The sequence below is a fragment of the Oceanobacter sp. 3_MG-2023 genome, assembly GCF_030688925.1.
Taxonomy (GTDB): domain Bacteria; phylum Pseudomonadota; class Gammaproteobacteria; order Pseudomonadales; family Oceanobacteraceae; genus Oceanobacter.
The window spans coordinates 116,029-136,554 of sequence record NZ_JAUYVX010000002.1; the positions used below are offsets into that span (position 1 = coordinate 116,029).

The 20,526-nt window shown below is 54.9% G+C and carries 18 protein-coding genes and 1 other RNA gene; 7 read left to right on the plus strand and 12 right to left on the minus strand.

What is annotated here, in order from left to right; translation table 11 throughout:
• Positions 1–56: 56 nt before the first annotated feature.
• On the minus strand, positions 57–2,342 hold the full coding sequence (ptsP, locus tag Q8W32_RS02430; protein WP_303431169.1) for a phosphoenolpyruvate--protein phosphotransferase: 2,286 nt from the start codon (positions 2,340–2,342) through the stop codon (positions 57–59).
• 6 nt (positions 2,343–2,348) lie between these two features.
• Positions 2,349–2,843 carry an RNA pyrophosphohydrolase gene (rppH, locus tag Q8W32_RS02435; RefSeq protein WP_303431170.1) on the minus strand — a complete coding sequence of 165 codons (495 nt, stop codon included), beginning with the start codon at positions 2,841–2,843 and terminating at the stop codon, positions 2,349–2,351.
• Between the two features lie 259 nt (positions 2,844–3,102).
• On the opposite strand from rppH, the gene Q8W32_RS02440 reads away from it, so the two are divergent.
• Both Q8W32_RS02440 and Q8W32_RS02445 read left to right on the plus strand, forming a co-directional pair.
• Positions 3,103–3,762 carry an HAD family phosphatase gene (locus Q8W32_RS02440; protein ID WP_303431171.1) on the plus strand — a complete coding sequence of 220 codons (660 nt, stop codon included), beginning with the start codon at positions 3,103–3,105 and terminating at the stop codon, positions 3,760–3,762.
• Positions 3,763–3,810: 48 nt separating this feature from the next.
• A complete protein-coding gene (locus Q8W32_RS02445) occupies positions 3,811–5,010 on the plus strand; it encodes an imelysin family protein (RefSeq protein WP_305413557.1) in 1,200 nt (399 codons plus the stop codon).
• 40 nt (positions 5,011–5,050) lie between these two features.
• On the opposite strand, the gene Q8W32_RS02450 is transcribed toward Q8W32_RS02445, so the two are convergent.
• From Q8W32_RS02450 to Q8W32_RS02470, 5 genes are all read right to left on the minus strand, one after another.
• Positions 5,051–6,256: a class I SAM-dependent rRNA methyltransferase gene (locus Q8W32_RS02450; protein ID WP_303431173.1), complete on the minus strand. Its 1,206-nt coding sequence runs from the start codon at positions 6,254–6,256 to the stop codon at positions 5,051–5,053.
• 194 nt (positions 6,257–6,450) lie between these two features.
• On the minus strand, positions 6,451–7,662 hold the full coding sequence (locus tag Q8W32_RS02455) for a UbiH/UbiF/VisC/COQ6 family ubiquinone biosynthesis hydroxylase (RefSeq protein ID WP_305413559.1): 1,212 nt from the start codon (positions 7,660–7,662) through the stop codon (positions 6,451–6,453).
• Entirely contained in the window at positions 7,652–8,950 is a 1,299-nt protein-coding gene (gene ubiH, locus Q8W32_RS02460) for a 2-octaprenyl-6-methoxyphenyl hydroxylase (RefSeq protein WP_305413561.1), read from the minus strand. The genes Q8W32_RS02455 and ubiH overlap by 11 nt, the downstream gene beginning before the upstream one ends.
• A 113-nt stretch (positions 8,951–9,063) precedes the next feature.
• Positions 9,064–10,389, minus strand: coding sequence for a Xaa-Pro aminopeptidase (gene pepP, locus Q8W32_RS02465; protein ID WP_305413562.1), 1,326 nt, complete (start codon positions 10,387–10,389; stop codon positions 9,064–9,066).
• Positions 10,390–10,401: 12 nt separating this feature from the next.
• Positions 10,402–10,956 carry a UPF0149 family protein gene (locus Q8W32_RS02470; RefSeq protein ID WP_303431179.1) on the minus strand — a complete coding sequence of 185 codons (555 nt, stop codon included), beginning with the start codon at positions 10,954–10,956 and terminating at the stop codon, positions 10,402–10,404.
• Between the two features lie 148 nt (positions 10,957–11,104).
• On the opposite strand from Q8W32_RS02470, the gene Q8W32_RS02475 reads away from it, so the two are divergent.
• The 4 genes from Q8W32_RS02475 to Q8W32_RS02490 all read left to right on the plus strand — a co-directional run bounded on the left by Q8W32_RS02475 (position 11,105) and on the right by Q8W32_RS02490 (position 12,474).
• The gene (locus Q8W32_RS02475) at positions 11,105–11,320 is read left to right on the plus strand and encodes a DUF904 domain-containing protein (protein WP_305413564.1); all 216 of its coding nucleotides are present in this window, start codon (positions 11,105–11,107) and stop codon (positions 11,318–11,320) included.
• Positions 11,310–11,657, plus strand: coding sequence for a cell division protein ZapA (locus Q8W32_RS02480; RefSeq protein ID WP_303431182.1), 348 nt, complete (start codon positions 11,310–11,312; stop codon positions 11,655–11,657). Before Q8W32_RS02475 ends, Q8W32_RS02480 begins: the two co-directional genes overlap by 11 nt.
• A 16-nt stretch (positions 11,658–11,673) precedes the next feature.
• A non-coding RNA gene (gene ssrS, locus Q8W32_RS02485) (6S RNA) lies at positions 11,674–11,851 on the plus strand.
• Positions 11,852–11,886: 35 nt separating this feature from the next.
• Positions 11,887–12,474: a 5-formyltetrahydrofolate cyclo-ligase gene (locus Q8W32_RS02490; RefSeq protein ID WP_305413567.1), complete on the plus strand. Its 588-nt coding sequence runs from the start codon at positions 11,887–11,889 to the stop codon at positions 12,472–12,474.
• Here the strand turns inward: Q8W32_RS02490 and Q8W32_RS02495 are convergent.
• The 3 genes from Q8W32_RS02495 to glnA all read right to left on the minus strand — a co-directional run bounded on the left by Q8W32_RS02495 (position 12,471) and on the right by glnA (position 15,512).
• A complete protein-coding gene (locus Q8W32_RS02495) occupies positions 12,471–12,599 on the minus strand; it encodes a hypothetical protein (protein WP_303431185.1) in 129 nt (42 codons plus the stop codon). The two genes, Q8W32_RS02490 and Q8W32_RS02495, sit on opposite strands and share 4 nt — an antisense overlap.
• Before the next feature lie 356 nt (positions 12,600–12,955).
• A complete protein-coding gene (locus Q8W32_RS02500) occupies positions 12,956–13,957 on the minus strand; it encodes an alpha/beta hydrolase (protein ID WP_305413569.1) in 1,002 nt (333 codons plus the stop codon).
• A 148-nt stretch (positions 13,958–14,105) separates the two neighbouring features.
• Complete coding sequence (glnA, locus tag Q8W32_RS02505; RefSeq protein ID WP_303431187.1) at positions 14,106–15,512, minus strand: glutamate--ammonia ligase; 1,407 nt, start codon at positions 15,510–15,512, stop codon at positions 14,106–14,108.
• A 381-nt stretch (positions 15,513–15,893) separates the two neighbouring features.
• Between glnA and typA the strand changes: the two genes are divergently transcribed.
• Complete coding sequence (gene typA, locus Q8W32_RS02510) at positions 15,894–17,714, plus strand: translational GTPase TypA (protein ID WP_303431188.1); 1,821 nt, start codon at positions 15,894–15,896, stop codon at positions 17,712–17,714.
• A gap of 143 nt (positions 17,715–17,857) precedes the next feature.
• Here the strand turns inward: typA and Q8W32_RS02515 are convergent, their stop codons facing one another.
• Together Q8W32_RS02515 and Q8W32_RS02520 are read right to left on the minus strand one after the other, a co-directional pair.
• On the minus strand, positions 17,858–18,979 hold the full coding sequence (locus Q8W32_RS02515) for a polyamine ABC transporter substrate-binding protein (protein ID WP_303431189.1): 1,122 nt from the start codon (positions 18,977–18,979) through the stop codon (positions 17,858–17,860).
• 153 nt (positions 18,980–19,132) lie between these two features.
• Positions 19,133–20,479: a glutamine synthetase family protein gene (locus Q8W32_RS02520; RefSeq protein WP_303431190.1), complete on the minus strand. Its 1,347-nt coding sequence runs from the start codon at positions 20,477–20,479 to the stop codon at positions 19,133–19,135.
• Between the last annotated feature and the right edge of the window lie 47 nt (positions 20,480–20,526).

A 20,526-nucleotide genomic window follows, 5' to 3' on the forward strand; every position in this document is an offset into this window, starting at 1 on the left:
CAGCAAGCGCCCCGCGCAATCAGAGCAGCCGGGGCAATGAGTCGTTCCAACCCTGGTTAACCGCGACCGGAAGCCGGGCCGATAATCCGGCCAAAGCCTTCTTTCTCCAGTGCCAGCTGTACCATGGCGGCAATCACATGGGCACTTTCGATCTGCATTACCTGATCGAGCAAGCGTTCTGCCCACTCCAGGCTGACACCACGGATAACCGATTTTACTTTTGGCAGGTTGGTAGCGTTCATCGACAGCATCTCGTAACCCATGGCCATCAGCAGCACACTGCCAAGTGGATTACCCGCCAGCTCACCACAGACACTGACCGGCTTGCCTACTTCACGAGCGGTCTCGGCAATGATTTTAAGGGCCGACAAGACCGCCGGATGAAACGCCTGATAGAGGTCAGCCACCCGCGGGTTGTTACGATCCACCGCCAGCAGATACTGGGTCAGGTCGTTACTGCCGACCGACAGGAAATCAACTCGCAAGCCCAGATCACGGATCTGGAACACGGCGGAAGGTACCTCGATCATGACCCCGACTTTGGGCATGTCGATATCACAGCCTTCTTCGATCACTTCGGCATGGGCACGGTAAATCAGGTGCAGCGCTTCGTCGACTTCATGGACGCTGCTGATCATCGGCAGCATGATACGCAGGTTGTTCAGGCCTTCGCTGGCTTTCAGCATGGCCCGCACTTGCACCAGAAAAATCTCGGGATGATCCAGCGTTACCCGGATACCACGCCAGCCCAGAAAAGGATTGGCTTCGTTGATGGGGAAATAAGTCAGCGACTTGTCGCCACCGATATCCAGCGTCCTCATGGTCACTGGTGCCGGAGCAAACATCTCCAGCTGCTGGCGATAGATTTTTTGCTGCTCACTTTCACTGGGGAAACGATCCCGCATCATAAAGGGCACTTCGGTGCGGTATAAACCCACGCCTTCAGCACCCCGATCGAGACTGCGCAAGGCATCCGTCAGCAGGCCAGTATTGACCCATAAGGGAATACGATGGCCGTCCAGGGTTTCGGCCGGTTCATCCCGCAGTACTTCCAGGTCTTCCTGCAGGGCCAGCTCTTCTTCGTAGATTTCCTGATACTCCGCGCGGATATCCTCATTCGGGTTGGACACCAAGACGCCACGATATCCATCCACCACCAGATCCTTGCCGTGCAACTGGGCGTAGGGTAAATCCACCACCCCCATTACGGTTGGAATCCCCATCGCCCGGGCCAGAATCGCCACGTGGGAGTTGGAGGAGCCTTTTACCGATACCAGTCCGCGTAACTTGCTGGTCGGTACTTCGCCCAGCATGGCAGGGGTCAGTTCTTCGCTGACCAGAATGCAGTCGTCCGGAAATATTTTTTCCTCCGGCGCTTTATCCGCCGTGCCCTGCAGGTGGGCCAGAATACGGGTACCCAGATCCAGAATGTCCGTCGCCCGCTCACGCAGGTAAACGTCTTCCATCAGTTGGAAATGACCCACATACTGCATCACGACCTGACGCAAGGCCCCTTGTGCCCACTGGCCTTCACGAATGCGGCTGGTGACTTCTGCCCCCAGGGCATTGTCGTCGAGCATATTGATATAAACATCAAACAACGCCATTTCTTCCGGGCGCAGATCATGGCTGAGCTGGGCACCCAGATGACGGATTTCACTGCGGGCAGCAATCAGCGCCTTGTCAAAATTCTCCAGCTCCTGCTCAATGTCTTCGACCGTTTGGTCGACCACCACAATCAGGTCTGCCGCCGGGGTGATCACGTAACCGGTGCCCAGGCCGACACCCGCCGCCCCCGGTGCACCGTTAAAACGGGTACTTTTACGTTCGGTGCTGGCAGGTGACAGCTCCAGAATATTTCCGGTCGCTTCAGCGTGGGCAATCACTCCGGCCAACTGGGCCGACATGGTGCCCAGAAAGGCTTCTTCACTTTCATCAAATTGCCGGCTGTCACGCTGCTGTACAACCAGCACCCCCATCAGGCGCTTGTTATGAATAATCGGTACGCCAAGGAACGACAGAAACGGATCTTCTCCGGTCTCGGACAGGAAATGGAATTTGGGGTGTGACGGAGCATTGTCGATGTTGATCGGTTCGGCGCGGGCACCGACCAGGCCAACCAGACCCTGGGATGATGACAGGCTGACCCGACCAACGGCTTCTTGCTTCAGGCCTTCGGTCGCCATTAGTACATAACGCTTGCTGTCTGCATCAAACAGGTACACAGAACATACCTCGGTGTGCATAGCCTCGCGGATACGCACGACCACCACTTTTAATGCATCCTTAAGATCGCTGGCGCTGCTGACCTCCTGGACAATTCGGCGAAGTATGTCGAGCATAAGACCTCAACTGGTGCTTTTACGTTGCAAGCGAGCGATTTTCGGCGCCAGCTCAGTCATTGCGCGACGATAGACATCGCGCTTGAAAGCGACTACTTCACCCAACGGAAACCAGTAACTAACCCAGTCCCAGCCATCAAACTCCGGCTTGGGTGATGCAGCCACATCGATTCGTGCTTCTTCGGTGGTCAACTTTAACAGATACCACTTTTGCTTTTGGCCAACGCACACCGGTTGACGCCCCTGACGGATCATACGTTTTGGCAGGCGATAACGCAGCCAGCCACGAGTACAGCCCAGAATCTGGACATCGTTCGCTGTCAGGCCAACTTCTTCGGTCAACTCCCGATAAAGCGCATTTTCCGGGGACTCCCCCTGTTTGATCCCACCCTGAGGAAACTGCCAGGCATCCTGTCCTATGCGTCTGGCCCAGAGCACCTGGCCCTGGTCATTACACAGAATGATACCGACATTCGGGCGGTAACCCTGATCATCAATCACAATGCCATCCGAGAATTATTACAGAGTTGCAAAACTTGCCCATTTCAACGCAAAGGTCAAGCAACATGCATCGACTCGCAGGTATTGATTGTTATTCTTTATCTTCTCCCGAACCACAGGATCTGACAAGCGGCGGAACAGGACGTTTATGCCAATGAGTGTCAGTCCGTGCCTGTTTTTAACATGTGACCCGGGCTGCCCATTCATCATAGAATATGGCTCTTTGTGCAATTTTCGGCAATCCGTTCGGGAGAATCGTTTGGCTCTGGCAATTTTTGACCTCGACCACACCCTGTTATCCGATGACAGTGACCACGCATGGGGCCAGTATCTGGCCGACCGGGAACTCGTCGACCCGGCGGTGCATCAGCATCGCAACGACCACTTCTATGAACAATACAAAGCCGGCACGCTGGATATTCACGCTTACCTGCGTTTTGCCTTACAGCCGTTACTCGATTATCCACTGCAACATATGCTGGCCGAACGCGAGCGTTTTCTGGCTGAACGTATTGAACCACTGATCAGCCAAAAAAGCCGTGACCTGATCCAGAAGCATCGGGACCAGGGGGATCATTTACTGATCATTACCGCCACCAACGGTTTCATTACCTATCCGATTGCCGAGCGTCTGGGTATTGCCGACATTATCGCACCACACCCGGAAGTCATCGACGGCCAATACACTGGCGAAATTGTTGGCGTACCCAGCTTTCAGGATGGCAAGGTAACCCGGCTCAACGCCTGGCTGGAAGAGCATCAGCAGTCCATGGACGGTGCCTGGTTCTACAGCGACTCCCGCAACGATCTGCCACTGTTACGACTGGTCGATCATCCCGTGGCGGTCAACCCGGACAGCACTCTGGAAGCCGAGGCTCGCCAATATGGCTGGCCAATCATCTCACTGCGTGACGATTGATCCTGGCGCTGGCGCCAGTAACCATAGACCATCAGGAGGCAGGCACCAATGAAACGACTCATGATCGGACTGAGCAGTGCCCTGGCACTCGGCATGGTGGGCTGTGAACAATCGCAACCACCAGCGCAACCTCTCCCGACGGCGGCTGAGCTGAGCACCAGTCCGGGAGGATCTTTCCCGGCAACGATCAATGACCATTTGACTCATTCGGCCTTCGATAGCTACCTGCAGGCCTACGCCAGTAGCGAAGCGCTGCAAGGTGCTGTCTCGGCCCTGATCGGTCAACCCGATAGCGCCACGCTGGCCGCTGCCCGTAGCGCCTGGCGCGACAGCTACAGCGCGTTTTTACGTACTCGCCTGTATGGTTTTCTGCCGATATCGGACCCGGTTGAATGGCAGCGACAGGGCGTTAATTTCCACCAGATAGTCAATCAGATTGACAGCTGGCCGATTGAAGGCGGCTACCTCGACTATCTGCCGGGCTACCCCTTTACCGGCATTGTGAACGATCTGGCCTTGCCGTTGACCCCGGAAGCACTCAGGCAGCAGCATGGGTTTTCTGACCCGGCCTCGGTCAGCCTGGGGTTTCATGTGATTGAATTCTTGCTGTGGGGCAGTGACGGGCAACGCGACGCCTCTGACTATGTGCTGCCAGCCAATAGCAGTAGCTCCAGCGAACCGGCTCCTGATGCCGTCACCAACCAGAAACGCCGCCGCCAATACCTGCAACTGGTGACGGCGCAGTTACTGGATCACCAACACCTGTTACAAAGCCGCTGGCAGCAAGTTGACGGCTACTATGCCCAGCTGGTAACCAGCAGTACCCCGTCGGCAGCCCTGCAAGCCGGCATGAGTGCCTGTGCCTGGCTGATCCGAACGGAATTGTTGGCAAAACGTCTGCCGGGTAACAGCAGTGAATTCAGCGATACCAGCCAGCAGGATATTCAGGCTCTGTTGCAAGGAATGCAGCTCTGGTTACTCGGTAACGAATCCCAGGAAGGGGCTTTAATATCGCTGCTAGGCGACAAGCATCCAGAATTATTGGCGCAATGGCAGGCGGCGCTGACCCAGGCTCTGACGCCTGTTAGTGAAACGGCCAGGGCCGAACCAGCCGATACCTCAGCAACCCCGGCAGAAGCAGCGGCAGAGATACCGGCAGCCACCTCGCAGGTTGATCACATCAAGCAGCTGGATAGTCTGTTGCAACAAACCGCCAGCCTGTTACGCCTGACCTTGCCCAAGACATAACGGCCACGGACAGGGCCGGGCCGAACATCTGCAACCGCGGTTAGCGGGTAGGTAATACGCGAGCGAACACGGCTTTGAGGTAACGGGTTTCCGGAATGGCCGGAACCACTGGATGGTCTGCGCCCTGGCTACCGACGTGTTGAATCAGCACATCACGATCCAGCTCCCGGCCCAGTGTCCGGATAATGCTCGGCAAGCGGGTTTCGCCCAGGTGCATGGAGCAAGAACCAGCCACCAGCAGGCCATCACGATTCAGCAGACGCATCGCCAGCTGATTGAGGCGATGATAAGCCTGCTCACCAGCCTTGATGTCTTTGCGGCGCGGAATCAGCGCTGGCGGATCAACCACCACCACATCAAAACGCTCGCCACTGTCTTTCAGCTGCCGCAGTGCTTCAAAGGCATCGCCTTCCCAGCAGGTCATCCGTTCTGCCACGCCGTTCAGCTCCGCATTCTGGGCAACCCAATCCAGGGCCTTGGCAGAGGAATCCACACAGTGAACTTCTGCAGCACCATGGCGGGCCGCCTGCACGCCCCAGCCGCCGATATAACTGAAAACATCCAGTACCCGTTTGCCCGTCACCAACCGGTTCAGCACCGCCCGGTTTTCACGGTGATCGTAGAACCAGCCGGTTTTTTGGCCATCGATCACAGGCACCATAAAGCGGGTACCGTTTTCAATCATGGGGGCGCAGTTGTCTTCCAGCTCGCCGTACACAACGTCGACGTATTCTGGCAAACCTTCAACGGCCCGCAGCTTGCCGGTATTTTTCAGTACCACGGCGTCCGGCTTGATCACCTTGACGATGGCATCCACGATTTCCTGCCGCAGGGTTTCCATCAGGACACTGGATATTTGCACCACTGCGACATCACCAAAACGGTCAACAACCAGCCCCGGCAGGCCGTCACTGTCGCCATACACCCAGCGGTAGCAGCCATCCGGATACCAAAGTTCACGGCTACTCAGGGCAACCTTGAGGCGATGTACAATCAGCGAGCTGTCGAGAAACTGCTTGCTGTCACGGCTGATCAGACGCGCACAAATCAATTGATCCGGGCTGACCACCGCACTGCCCAGCGCCTTGCCGTTGGCCATTTCGATCACTACCTGGCTACCGGACTCCAGACCTTGAATCGGCGTTTTTTTGGTGTCCACCTCGTTACTGTAAACCCACAAATGACCGGATTTAAGACGGCGTTCCGCTTGTGGGTTCAAGCGCAGACAGGAAACAGCTTCAGACATGGAGACCTCAACAGGGTGGAGCAAAAAGAACCGGGCATTATATCGGTTTGCGGCACATGCAGCGAAACATTCCTGCTGTCATCACCGTTTATTCGCTGCTGTCTGTGCCAGCACTGATCATAAGCAACTTGCACTTATACGTAATACATACTGACGTCGTGTTGAGCACGAACCGGCCAGCACACCAAATGGAGCTACAGGCCCATTGCCTGCATCATGGCGTGCTGCTTGACGGGTAACAGCCGGTCAAACCGGTTCATTCCGACGTTACGCAGTAATCGCACCAGTGGCGCATCAGCAGCAAACAGACGCTTGAAGCCCTCCATCGCCGCCATGGTCGCGAGGTTATCGGCCTGACGTCGACGCTGATAACGGGCCAGCACCTGATCGTGTCCGGGAGAGATGCCACGTGCAACAGCCGTCAGTACTTCAGCGGCCAGCACTTCCACGTCCTTGAAACCGAGGTTGACGCCCTGCCCGGCCAACGGATGAATGGTGTGTGCGGCATCCCCCGCCAGCACTACACCGTCTTGCCAGTAACGGCGGGCATGGCGCTGGCGCAAAGGAATCGCAGCCCGTTGAGAACACCCGGTAACGGTTCCCAATCGCTGCTCGAAGGCTTCGGCCAGGGCGTGACCAAAAGCCTCGTCCGACAGCGCCATCAGCGCATTGGCCTCATCGTCACTGGTAGACCAGACGATCGAAGCCAGATGCGGATTGGTTGGCATAGGCAACAAGGCCAGCGGCCCCTGTGGCCGAAAGCGCTGCCAGGCGGTGGCCGCCAACGGTTTCTCCATGGCGACGGTCGCCACCAGCGCCTGATGCTGGTAATCCCATTCCCGCGTTGGTAATCCAACCCACTGCCGCACCTGGGAATGCGCGCCATCGGCTCCGACCACCAGTGCCGCCAGCAAGGTATCCCCCTGCGCCAGCACTACGGGCGTCAGGCCGTCGGACTGACGGCTGTCGAGATATTGCACCGGCTGCGCGATCTGGGTCACCGCCGGGCACGAGGCCAGCTGCTGCCGCAACCCGGCCAGGGTTTCGCGATTTTCAACGATGTGGCCAAGGCAGGGAACATGCAAATCGGCAGCATCAAAATTCACTTCACCGGTGCCTTCTGCATCCCACACCGTCATATGCGTGTAAGGCTGACACCGTTGTGAGCGAATCCATTGCCAGGCGCCGATATCGGTCAGAAAATTCTGGCTGCGCGCGGTCAAGGCACTCACCCGCAGATCAAATCCATCCAGCCCCTCCGTGGGCAATACCGCCGGAAGCTCCGCTGCGGACGCCAACGCCGGATCAACCAGAGCAATAGCCAGCTGCGGATTACCCTGTGCCAAAGCGGCCGCCAGGGATTGTCCGACCAGCCCGGCACCAATAATTACCACGTCATAACGCATCAGCAGACTCCGACCGGGAAGATAAATTGTCAGGTTTTGGGGTTGGCGGCAAACCAAACCGGGGAGCAGGCTGGCCCAGCCCCATGGCGTGACGTGCCAATAACCGTCGCGGCACCGTCAGGCTGGCCAGCGCCAGCAGTCCGGCACCACGACCCAGCGCCGTCAAGGTGCCGGGGTGGGAAAACACTCTGGGCAACAGGTCACTGGCCAGAATGGTATTGGCCTGATCCTGCTGTTGCTGCTGGGCGTATTCCAGCAATACGGTGAGATCACCTAACGGTCGCTTCATCGACCAGCTTTCCAGTACACGGGCCGCCAGCGCGGCGGTATCTCTTAATGCCAGGTTAAAGCCTTGTCCAGCCACCGGATGCAGGCTGTGAGCAGCATTCCCCAGCAACACCAGGCCCCGGCGTACCTGTTCGCCACTGCGCACCAGTGCCAGCGGGTAACTGAAGCGTTCGCCAACCCGAAGAATACGGCCGCTGCGATAACCGACCTGCTGTTGTAACTGCTCGGCAAACAAGGCATCTGGCAACGCCATAATACGTTCACAATCATCGGGTGGCAGAGTCCAGACCACCGCAAAGTGGCGTTGCTGTAACGGCAGCAAGGCCACCGGGCCATGGTCACTGAAGCGTTCATAAGCCCAGTGCTGATGCTCGCGATCCATCTCAACCTGGGTTACCAGTGCCATGCGGCCATAGTCTTCGCGCTGATGCCGAATTCCCAGCTGTTGCGCCAGACCGGAGCGGCCACCATCGGCCATGACCAAAAGCGCCGTGGTGAGGGTCTTGCCATCGGCCAGGGTCAGCTGGCTACCGGTGGCGGTCATGGTAACTTGCGTTACCTCGGTATCGGACAACAGGGTGACATTCGGGCAGGAATCCAGCCCTTGCAGCAGTGCCCGCCCCAATACCGCGTTTTCAACGATATAGCCCAATGCTTCGGTGCCCTGCTCGCTGGCGTGTAGGTGGGTTTGCCCAAAGCGGCCACGGTCCGATACCTGAATATGTTCAATCGCACAGGCCCGGTCCGCCACCGCCGACCAGCACCCCATACGTTCCAATAACTGCCGTGACCCCCAGGCCAGCGCTGTGGCACGACCATCAAAACTGGGCGGTCGCTCCAGTATGTCGGCAGTCCAGCGAATCTGCTGGCGATCGATCAACGCAATGCGCAGACCGTCATCCAGCGCAGGCTGCAGCAGGTGCACCAGGCTGGCGCCGGTCATGCCAGCACCGAGAATCACCAGGTCAAAGGCAGGGGAAGATAAGGCAGGTTCGGTCATGGATAACGCTCTTTGTTCAGCAGGTGACACTCTGACGGGTGGCTCGCGGCAGGGTCAAGAGCCTGTCACGATTAGCGCCCGCCAAGGCAAGAAAAACACACCGGGCATTGCCCTCAGTCAGTCAACCCGCCCTGAACCAGTGCTTCTATTTCCTCAACGGTTTTCGGCACTCCAGCCGTCAGTACATCACAGCCATCGGCACGTACAACCACGTCGTCCTCGATGCGGATACCGATGCCGCGCCAGCGCGCCTCGACGGTTTCATCGTCTGGTGCCACATACAATCCTGGCTCGACGGTCATCACCATGCCGTTTTCCAGTCGTCTTGGCTCGCCGTCGATGCGGTATTCCCCCACATCGTGTACGTCCATACCGAGCCAGTGTCCGGTTTTGTGCATATAGAAACGGCGGTATTCACCGGAGGCCAGAATCTCATCCGGATCACCGGACAATAAGCCGAGTGCCAGCAATCCTTCGACCAGCACGGTTACTGCGGCATCGTGTGGATCATTCCAGCGATTGCCAGCCTTGATCCAGTCCATGGCGGCGTATTGGGAATCCAGCACCAGGTTATACAGGGCTTTTTGTTCTGCACTGAAATGGCCATTGGCCGGGAAGGTGCGGGTAATATCAGAGGCGTAATAGTCCAGTTCACAACCGGCATCAATCAGAATCAGGGCACCGTCCTGAATCTGCGCATCGTTACGGGTGTAGTGCAGGATGCAGGCGTTTTCACCACTGCCGACAATCGAAGGATAGGCCGGCCAACGACTGCCAGCAGCCATAAAGGTACGCATGATTTCGGCATCCAGCTGATATTCATACATCCCCGGCTCAACCATTTGCATGGCCCGACAGTGGGCATTGGCGCTGATTGCTGCTGCCTGTCGCATCAGGTCGATTTCGGCCTCGGATTTGATCAGCCGCATTTCGTGCAGGATATGATCCAGGCCGCTGAATTCCCGTGGTGGCCGTGAGCCGTTACGCACCTGGGATTTGATATGGTTGACCCATCCCATTAGCTGGTTGTCGAAGTCCGGGCTGACGCCTAGGTTGGCGTAAATCTTGTCCCGGCCTTCAATCAGGCCAGGCAGGATGTCGTCGATATCGGTGATCGGAAAGGCATCATCGGCTCCCAGTCGCTCCAGCGCCGCTTCTGGCCCTACCCGGCGACCCGTCCAGATTTCCTGCTCCTTGATTTTTTCCTGGCAGAACAAAACGTATTCGCCATATTCCCGCCCCGGAATCAGCACCAGCACGGCGTGTTCTTCGTCAAAGCCGCTGAGGTAATAAAAATCGCTGTCCTGGCGAAACAGGTATTCCACGTCCCGGTTGCGCACATGCACCGGAGACGATGGAATAATCGCGATGCTGTTATCGCTCATTTGCGCCATCAGTTGCTGACGACGACGAGCGTATTCGGATGCTTCCAGTTTCATATCACCTCCGGATCAATGCAGGGTTGTGGATGACGAACCGGCCGAGCGGTTCATGTTGTAAAACACCGTCAGGGCCGCCACCCGGGCGTGCTCGGACAGATCAAGGTACATGCCTTCGTTGGCGGCATCGTCCAGGTCGTCAACCTCGGCCTGGGAAAAGGCATCCAGATCACGCAAGACTTCCACGACATCTTCCGGTAGCTGCCCGGCAGAGCGCTCGGAAGCCCCAAAACCATCGAGGAAACCTTTGCTCCATTCCGCCAGGCATTCGACCTGCTCGGCGACATCGGCATCTTCGTCACTGGGTAATAACGGGCTGTAGGCCATTTCTTCCGCACCAATCACAGCCAGCACCCAGTCATAGAATTCTGGCAACATATCGGACAGTGGCGGCTCTGGAGCCATTTCCAGTTCCAGGTAATCCATGGCTTCTGCCAGCCATTGTTTCGGTGTCAGGCGGGAACCACTGGCCAGATAACCACTCAACCAGCCGTGCAAAGCCGACGGGGATTGGTAACAACGGGCTTCAAGCCAGATATCCGCTGCACTGGCAAAGTCAAATTTCATAACAACCTCTATATAATCAATCTGTTTATTCTAACATTGCCATCGTGCAGGTTGCCCGCTTTCACTGGAGTCGACAGTCGGATTGACCAGCCACTTGGACGGCTCTTATAGTAGTAGCCCCAGTCCAGCCCTGAACCAGAAGAATGTTATGCCAGCAAATGACTTGCACAGCCTGCAGCAGCGTATCCTGAAACTGCTCGACATCCATCAGAAACTGTACGAAGAAAACCAGCGCATGCGTGCTGAAGAAGCGAACTGGCAGTCTGAACGGACCAGACTGGTACAGCAAAATGAAGCGGCACGCCGCAAGGTTCATGAAATGATACAAAAATTGCAAGTGCTGGAGCGCAACTGTGGCCAATGACCCCAGAACCCTGAGTCTCACGATTCTGGACCGGGAATACCGGATCAACTGCCCTGCCGGGGCCGAACAGCAGCTGCGTGATGCCGCGCACCTGCTCGACCAGAAGATGGCTGAAATCAAGAATTCGACGTCGTCCTCCGGTACCTTGCCGGGTACCGACCGGATTGCGGTGATCGCGGCGCTGAACATTGCCCATCAGTTACTTGAAACACAACATGAGCTGCAGCAACAGGCGACTATTTTTGATGACCTGAATAATCGGCTGGACACTGCGCTGAATCTCTCCGCACAACGTGAAAACGAGCATTCTGCCGCAGACTTTTCGCAGAACTCCTGATCTCTGATATACTCGCCAGCTCCTGCCGCATTGGCCAGTCGACAAAGACCTCGAGCCGATGTCCACAACCCCGGAGGGTTCCAGTCGCTGTTGTGCGCATGTCCGGTTTCCGGAAAGCCTGATTCAGTGAAGAACCCACCACCTTGAACCATTGGGTTCAAGGCCTTTTTCCGACAGCGGTGCGGCGGGCCTCCTTTCTGATTTGCTTACATCCTGTATTCCTGTCCCTATGAACAAACCTCAAATTCGCAAGGCCATGCGCTTGCAGCGTCGCTCCCTGACAGCGCAACAGCAACGCCAGGCAGCACGAGGCCTGCAACGCTCGTTATTACAGCCGGGTGCCCTGCTGGCTGCCCGGAGAATCGCGCTGTATCTGGTGAATGATGGTGAAATCAACCCGGAGCAGATCATCAAGCAGCTGATCCGAATGGGCAAGGAAGTCTATCTGCCCAGCTTGCATCCGCTACGTCGCGGCGAACTGGCGTTTATCCGTTATCAGCCAGGCACACGCATGAGCAACAACCGCTTTGGTATCGCAGAGCCGGATTTTCGCTACGGCAAACGCTGCCAGGCAAGATTCTTGTCTGTTATCTGCTTGCCACTGGTCGCGTTTGACCTGCATGGCAATCGTATGGGGATGGGTGGCGGCTTTTACGACCGCTCGCTGGCCTTTACTCAGCGCGCAGGCAAGCACCCAAAGCTCATAGGCTGCGCCCATGAGTTTCAGTGTCTTGCTACGCTTCCTGCTGAAGCCTGGGATATTCCTTTATCTGCTATTGCTACCGATACCGCACTACGATGGGTGCCAGCCAGTTAGCGAATAGTATGTTCCGATGCCAGGACGGCAGACGGACGTTGATTCTCATCGATTGTCATGCCAGTAATGGCAGCACCCAAAATAACAACCAATCCTACAAAGACCAGTAAATCTGGCTTCTTCATTGAAAGTGACTCCAGCAAAAATCTACTTTTATACGTATGGCCTACCAAGATGACACCAGGCAGACATATAGCTACTTTGTCTGTCTTTGAGCAACATTTCTGCCACTTTAATCACAAGTAGTGACCAAAGTATGAATTGCACCAGAATTGCCCTTCTGTTTTGAGCAATGACGCCAAAATCAGTGCGCTCATTTTCTGAAAGACCGACCCACCAGGCAAGAAAAGCTGCTATTGCACTATTTGAGGTCGAAAATCAAATCTATCATCCGTCAGATGATCTGCGTATGGCAGGCTGTTCCCCGATATATTTCGCCAGCCTGCTTCTTTTTATGGCACTGCTCTTAAAAAAGAGCAGCTCATTGCCCTGTTTTGGAAGCCGTCTCCTGAGCAGCCAACACAGCACTCAAATCTGACCGCATCACCTCGTATACGTTCCCCAATCGTTCCGGAGATTCATTCACCAGGTGGTGATGAGCACCGACGATGCGGCTCAACATTAACGCCGGGAACAACCGCTGATAGGCCGGAATATTGTAACGCCAGTCAACGGTCTGATCCGCCGTCCCCTGAATCATGCGTACCGGGTAATCAAACGGTGATCGCCGCTCGATCCAGCCGAGCCAACGCTTGAGTGCTGTCACCCAATGGACACTCAAATAACGGGATTGCAGGGGGTCACTACTGGCAACAAATTCAGCAAATACCCGATTATTACCGTTCAGCACAAAACGTCTCGGCACCCGGGCGACGAAACGGTGTACCAGCGTATGTATCCAGCGGCCGCTGCGCCATCCCGCTGGCCGTAACAACGGGGCCAGCAGCCAGACCAGCAACGGCCCGGACTGACCGGCTACCGGGTGGCGCTTGAGCAGATAGCTGGCCAGAATCGCTCCCCCGGTACTCTGACCGGCAGCCAGCCAGGGCAACGCCGGCAGCTGCTGTTTAGCCTGCTGGAACACATCGGCAAACACGGTTTCATACTGATCAAAATCGTCGATTCTGGCTGCCTCACCACTCGACAAGCCATGCCCCGGCAAGTCGAATGCCACCAGGTTCAGGCGCTGGGCCCGGCAAAACCCAATCAGGCTGCCATACAGCCCGACATGGTCATAATAGCCGTGCACCAGAATAAGATTGGCCACCGCGTCAGGACAAGTCCAGTACTGCAGCGCAATATCAAAACCGGCACTTTCCAGCTTGCCCATGCGGTGCTGTCCGGCTTCAACATCGGGTAACCGATAATACTGCCGATACGCCTGTGTCAATGCCTCAGGAGCCGACGGCTGCCAACGGATACGCCAGTCAGGCAGGGCATTCCGGAGCGGATATGAATTCCATAATTCTTTGGTTGTTTTCACCACGCCGATCCTCTTGCGTCTAACACCATAGTCCTCAGCAGCCATAGCGCCATGTCTTTATTTGGTGGTGGCTGCAAACAACAATAGTAAGCCACAAAAAAAGGCCGCCGAAGCGACCTTTCCTTATGACAACCCGTTCATCCGAAGATTAAACGGAGTAGTACATATCGAACTCAACCGGGTGAGTGGTATGTTCAACGCGGTAAACATCTTCCATTTTCAGGTCGACGTAAGCTTCGATCATATCTTCAGTGAATACACCACCAGCTGTCAGGAAGTCGCTGTCAGCTTTCAGGCTGTCCAGGGCTTCACGCAGGCTGCCACACACTTGTGGGATAGCTGCGGCTTCTTCAGCAGGCAGGTCGTACAGATCCTTGTCTGCTGCATCGCCAGGGTGCAGTTTGTTTTTGATGCCGTCCAGGCCAGCCATCAGCATGGCTGCGAATGCCAGGTATGGGTTGGCAGTCGGATCAGGGAAACGGGCTTCGATACGCTTGCCTTTAGGAGACGCAACGTAAGGAATACGGATAGAAGCAGAACGGTTACGGGCAGAGTATGCCAGCATGACCGGGGCTTCGAATCCAGGAATCAGACGCTTGTAGGAGTTGGTTGACGGGTTGGTGAACGCGTTCAACGCTTTGGCGTGCTTGATGATACCGCCAATGTAGTACAGAGCTGTTTCGCTCAGTCCTGCATAAACGTCACCGGCAAACTGGTTTTCACCATCTTTCCAGAAAGACTGGTGCACGTGCATACCGGAACCGTTGTCACCAACGATTGGCTTCGGCATGAAAGTAGCTGTTTTGCCATAAGCAGCGGCAACGTTGTGCACGATGTATTTCATCATTTGCACTTCGTCGGCTTTTTTCACCAGCGTGTTGAATTTAACACCGATTTCGTTCTGGCCGGCGTTTGCTACTTCGTGGTGATGTACTTCAACGTCCAGACCAATAGCCATCATGGTGTTACACATGGCAGCACGGATGTCGTGGTGGCTGTCGACTGGAGGAACAGGGAAGTAACCGCCCTTGACGCGTGGACGGTGACCCAGGTTGCCGCCTTCGGTAACGGCTTCAGTTGCCCAGGCACCTTCGTCAGAATTGATTTTGTAGAAGTTGCCGGTCATGTCCTGGCCCCAGCGAACATCATCAAACATGAAGAATTCTGGCTCTGGACCAAAGAAGGCAGTATCACCCAGACCAGTAGACTTCAGGTATTCTTCAGCGCGCTTGGCCACAGAACGGGGATCGCGCTCATAGCCTTGCATGGTGCTAGGCTCAATAATGTCGCAACGCAGAACCAGCGTTGCATCTTCAGTGAAGGGGTCCATGAAAGGCGTGGTGTCATCCGGCATCAGGATCATGTCGGATTCGTTGATGCCTTTCCAGCCGGAGATGGATGAGCCATCAAACATCTGGCCATTTTCGAAGAATTCTTCGTCGACATAGCTGGCAGGAATGGTTACATGCTGCTCTTTACCTTTGGAATCGGTAAAACGCAGGTCAACCCACTTAACGTCATTTTCTTTGATCAGATTCAGAGTGTTCTCTGACATTTACTTATCTCCAGATGCTGTTTCATATCCGATAATGGGGTCCAGCCCCTGCTACCATGCCCGAAAAAGGAGCAATTCGCGTGCCATTTAGAGGCATGCAAAAAACCTCACGGTATTCAGGGTATATCCGATCCCATAATCGTCTTTTTTGCACACTTCAGGTGCCTTACAAGCAAAATAGAACCATATTGGTGCATTTTGCTTGATTTTATATGACCCCAGTCAGACTGCGTGCCCGTTAGAGGTTCATACAACCAGTTTCCAATATCCACGCCTACATTAATAGCGCTTTTCTTATAATGAAATTGACATCACGCATCGATCCGAAGTCAGGTATAATCGGCCGCCAATTTTGCACAAACTTTAACCAAGGCTTTTGTTGTGATCGACAATCTCAGAAACATCGCCATTATTGCTCACGTTGACCACGGTAAAACTACCCTGGTCGATAAACTGCTGGAGCAATCCGGCACCCTGGATCGTAAAGACCAAGGTGGCGAGCGAGTCATGGACTCGAATGATCAGGAAAAAGAACGCGGTATTACCATTCTGGCGAAAAACACTGCTATTCGCTGGAACGACTACCGAATCAACATCGTCGACACACCAGGACACGCCGACTTCGGTGGCGAGGTTGAGCGTGTGATGTCCATGGTAGATTCCGTCTGCCTGCTCGTCGATGCCGTCGACGGCCCGATGCCACAAACCCGTTTTGTTACCCAAAAAGCGTTTGAGCGTGGTCTGCGTCCTATCGTGGTGATCAACAAGATCGACCGCCCTGGCGCTCGCCCTGACTGGGTAATGGACGAGATCTTTGATCTGTTCGACCGTCTCGGTGCCACCGATGAACAGCTCGACTTCCCGGTTATCTACGCCTCCGCCCTGAACGGTATCGCCGGTACAGATCCGGATGATATGGCCGAAGACATGACGCCACTGTTCCAGATGATCGTCGACCATGTAACCCCTCCACCTGTCGATCTTGATGGCCCGTTCCAGATGCAAATCTCGGCACTGGACTACGACAGCTTCGTCGGTGTTATCGGTGTTGGCCGTATCTCCCGCGGCAAGCTCAAGCCAGGTACTGACATTCAGCTGATTTCTGCTGAAGGCAAGATCCGCAAGGGCCGCTTGCTGGAAGTAAAAGGTTTCCACGGTCTGAACCGGGTTGCCGTTGAAGAAGCCTCCGCTGGTGACATCGTCTGTGTTTCCGGTATTGAAGGCCTGAACATTTCCGATACCCTGTGTGCGGTCGGTCATGTTGAAGCCCTGCCTGCCCTGACCGTCGACGAACCAACAGTCAGCATGACCTTCCAGGTCAATGACTCACCGTTCGCCGGTAAAGAAGGCAAGTACGTTACTTCACGTAATATCAAGGACCGTCTCGACAAAGAGCTGATCCACAACGTGGCATTACGTGTTGAGCCGGGCGACAGCCCTGAGAAGTTCAAGGTTTCTGGTCGTGGCGAGCTGCATTTGTCGGTACTGATTGAAACCATGCGTCGCGAAGGCTTCGAAATGGCCATCGGCAAGCCCGAAGTGGTCCAGAAAATCGTCGACGGCGAGCTGCAAGAACCATACGAACAAGTGGTTATCGACGTTGAAGACGAGCACCAGGGTTCCATCATGGAAGAGATGGGCAACCGTCGCGCCGAGATGACCAATATGGTACCGGATGGCAAGGGTCGCACCCGTCTTGAGTTCATCATGCCAGCACGGGGCCTGATCGGCTTCCGTTCGCAGTTCATGACCATGACCTCTGGCTCCGGCATCCTGACCAACGTGTTTGATCACTACGGTCCTGTGCTCAGCAGCCTGGGTTCTACTCGCCACAACGGCGTACTGGTCTCCATGGTACCGGGCAAGGTACTGGGCTATGCCCTGTTCACCCTGCAAGAACGTGGTCGCCTGTTTGTAGCCCCAAGCCTGGAAGTCTACGAAGGCATGATCATTGGTCTGCACAGCCGCGACAACGACCTGGTGGTTAACCCGACCAAGGCCAAGCAGCTGACCAACGTCCGTGCTTCCGGTACTGATGAAGCCATTAACCTGACCCCTCCAGTCCGTCACACGCTGGAACAGGCTCTGGAATTCATCGAAGAAGATGAACTGGTCGAAGTGACTCCTACCAGCATTCGTCTGCGCAAGAAATTGCTGACTGAAAATGAACGCAAGCGCTCCAAGCCGAAAAAAACAGCCTGATCTCATAACCGGCCTTCAAATGCCGGTTTATGCGCCAGACTGAACGATAAAAAGCCCGTTTGAGGAAACTCAAACGGGCTTTTTTGTGGCTACTGTTCTATATCTATAACGTGCTGGCTTTCCTTTGCCGCTTGTTCTCGCCGTTAACGTCCGGCTTTGATATTGGCCCAGCTGCGGTTACGGATACGTGCCACTTTAGGGTCTTCTTCGTTACTGACAAACAGCTTCTCCAACACATCGGGAGTCGGATAAATCGCCGGATCAGCGGCAATCTCAGGATCAATCAGTGTCGTTGCAGCGGTGTTCGGATTGGCGTACCAGACATAATCGGTTACTTCCGCAATCACTTCCGGGCGCAACAGATAGTTGATGAATTTGTGGGCATTCTCGGCGTTTTTGGCATCCGCCGGAATCAACAGCATATCAAACCAGACTTCCGAGCCTTCTTTCGGAATGCTGTAGACCACTTCAACACCGTTGTCTGCTTCTTCAGCGTTATAGGCTGCCTGAAACACATCACCGGAGTAACCGACAGCGACACAGCTGTCACCATTTGCCAGATCGCTGATGTACTGGGATGACGTGAACTGTTTGACGTAGGGCCGTACCGCTTTCAGGGTTTGGGTCGCTCTGGCATCGTCGCTGAAGTATTTCTTGTCGGTGCTGTTTGGGTCATCGCCGTTATACAACATCACAAACGGATACATTTCGTCGGAGGAATCCATAAAGGAAACGCCGCAGTCAGCCAGTTTTTCCATGTATTTGGGGTTGAATACCAGCTCCCAGCTATCGACGGGAGCCTCTTCGCCCAACACTTCGGCAACCATCGCCGGGTTGTAACCAATCCCGGTGGTACCCCATAAATACGGCACGCCATATTGGTTGCCCGGATCTTTTTTCTGCAATGACGTTAACAAGGAAGCATCCAGGTTTTTCAGATTCGGCAGCTGGCTTTTATCCAGCTTGCGAAAAATACCCGCCTTGATTTGCAATGCCATAAAGTTCGACGTCGGTACCACCAGGTCATAACCGGTATTACCCGCCAGCAACTTGCCCTCCAGGGTTTCGTTGCTGTCGTACACATCGTAGTTCACCTTGATACCGGTTTCCTGCTCAAAATTGGCGATGGTTTCTTCACCAATATAGTCAGACCAGTTATAAAAGTTCAGTACGCCTTCTGCCTGGGCAAGCGGTGTCAAACCAGAAAGCCCTATCAGCATAGTGGCTGACAATAGTGGCAGGCGTGACCGGGTTACGTACGTCATATCGTGATCTCCCTTGTATGAATAAGGGACAGAACCTGATGGCCCTGCCTTGGTTTACGGATACTTCATCCAGCGTTAATGCATCGAGAACTACATTTTCGAGCGTTACGTCGTCGCTCTATCTATTATCGAACAACACCGATGAAACGTTCGTTAGACCGTCATCAGCAGAAACTCTCTCTCCCAGGAGCTGATTACCTTGTTGAAGGTTTCAAATTCAGCACGCTTGACGCCGATATATCCCTTAACAAAGTGCTCTCCGATCACTTCTTGCAATTCTGGACATTCTTCCAGCAAGCGCAAGGCTTCTTCCAGTGTACGTGAGACCGCCACCAGATCCCCTTCATGAGCCGCCAGCGCCTCGACCGGGGCTTCCGCCTTGATACCCAGTTTCATCCCCAGATAACCACACGCCAGACTGGCCGCGATGGCCAGATACGGGTTGCAGTCTGACCCGGCAAAGCGGTTTTCAATTCGGGTGGCATCCTTGGGAGCCTTGGGGGCACGTAATCCTGCCGTGCGGTTATCGATTCCCCATTTGAAATTAACCGGCGCAGCGATTTCCGGCACAAAACGGCGGTAGGAATTCACATTAGGGGCATAAAAAGGAATCGCCGCCGGGGTAAATTTCTGCAAACCGCCAACATAGTGATAAAAGGTTGCTGAGAACAGCTCATCCCCTTCTCCGGCAAAGATATTCTTGCCCGTATTGGCGTCGAGCAGGCTTTGATGGATATGCATCGAGCTGCCTGGCTCACTTTGCATCGGCTTGGCCATAAAAGTGGCGTACATATCGTGTTTCAGGGCCGCTTCACGTAATGCACGTTTAAAGATATACACCTGGTCTGCCAGGCTCATGGCATCACCATGCAGGAAGTTGATTTCCATTTGTGCGGCCCCTGATTCATGAATCAGGGTATCCACATCCAGACCCAACTCGTCGCAGTAGGCGTACAGGGTGTCAATCACCGGGTTAAACTCGTTTACCGCATCAATACTGTAAGACTGGCGCGCGTTTTCACGACGGCCGGAACGGCCCATGGCTGGTTTCAGTTCGTAATCCGGATCACTGTTTTTCTGTACCAGGTAAAACTCGACCTCTGGCGCAATAATCGGTCGCAAGCCTTCTTTTTCATACAGTGCCAAGACCCGGCGCAGTACCGAGCGACTTGATAGCGGGTGGTGTTTACCATCGGAGGTATAACAGTCGTTAATCACCAGGGCAGTGGGTTCATCGGCCCAGGGCACAATACGCAACGTCGATGGGTCCGGCACCAGCAGCATGTCTTTATCCGCCGGATCGACCAGATCATAGTGATTGTCGGCCCACTCTCCGTTCACCGTTTGTACCAGTAAACATTCCGGAATATGACCGCCATTTTCGGTCAGGAATTTGCGCGTAGGATAAAACTTGCCTCTGGCATTACCCGTCATATCGGGAAAAGTAGACTCAACTTCAGTAATGCCATTTTCTTTCAGAAAGCGTTCGACGGCTTCCATAATTCACCTGTCCTGCAGTAGGTTCTGGTTGTGCTGGCCAATTAACC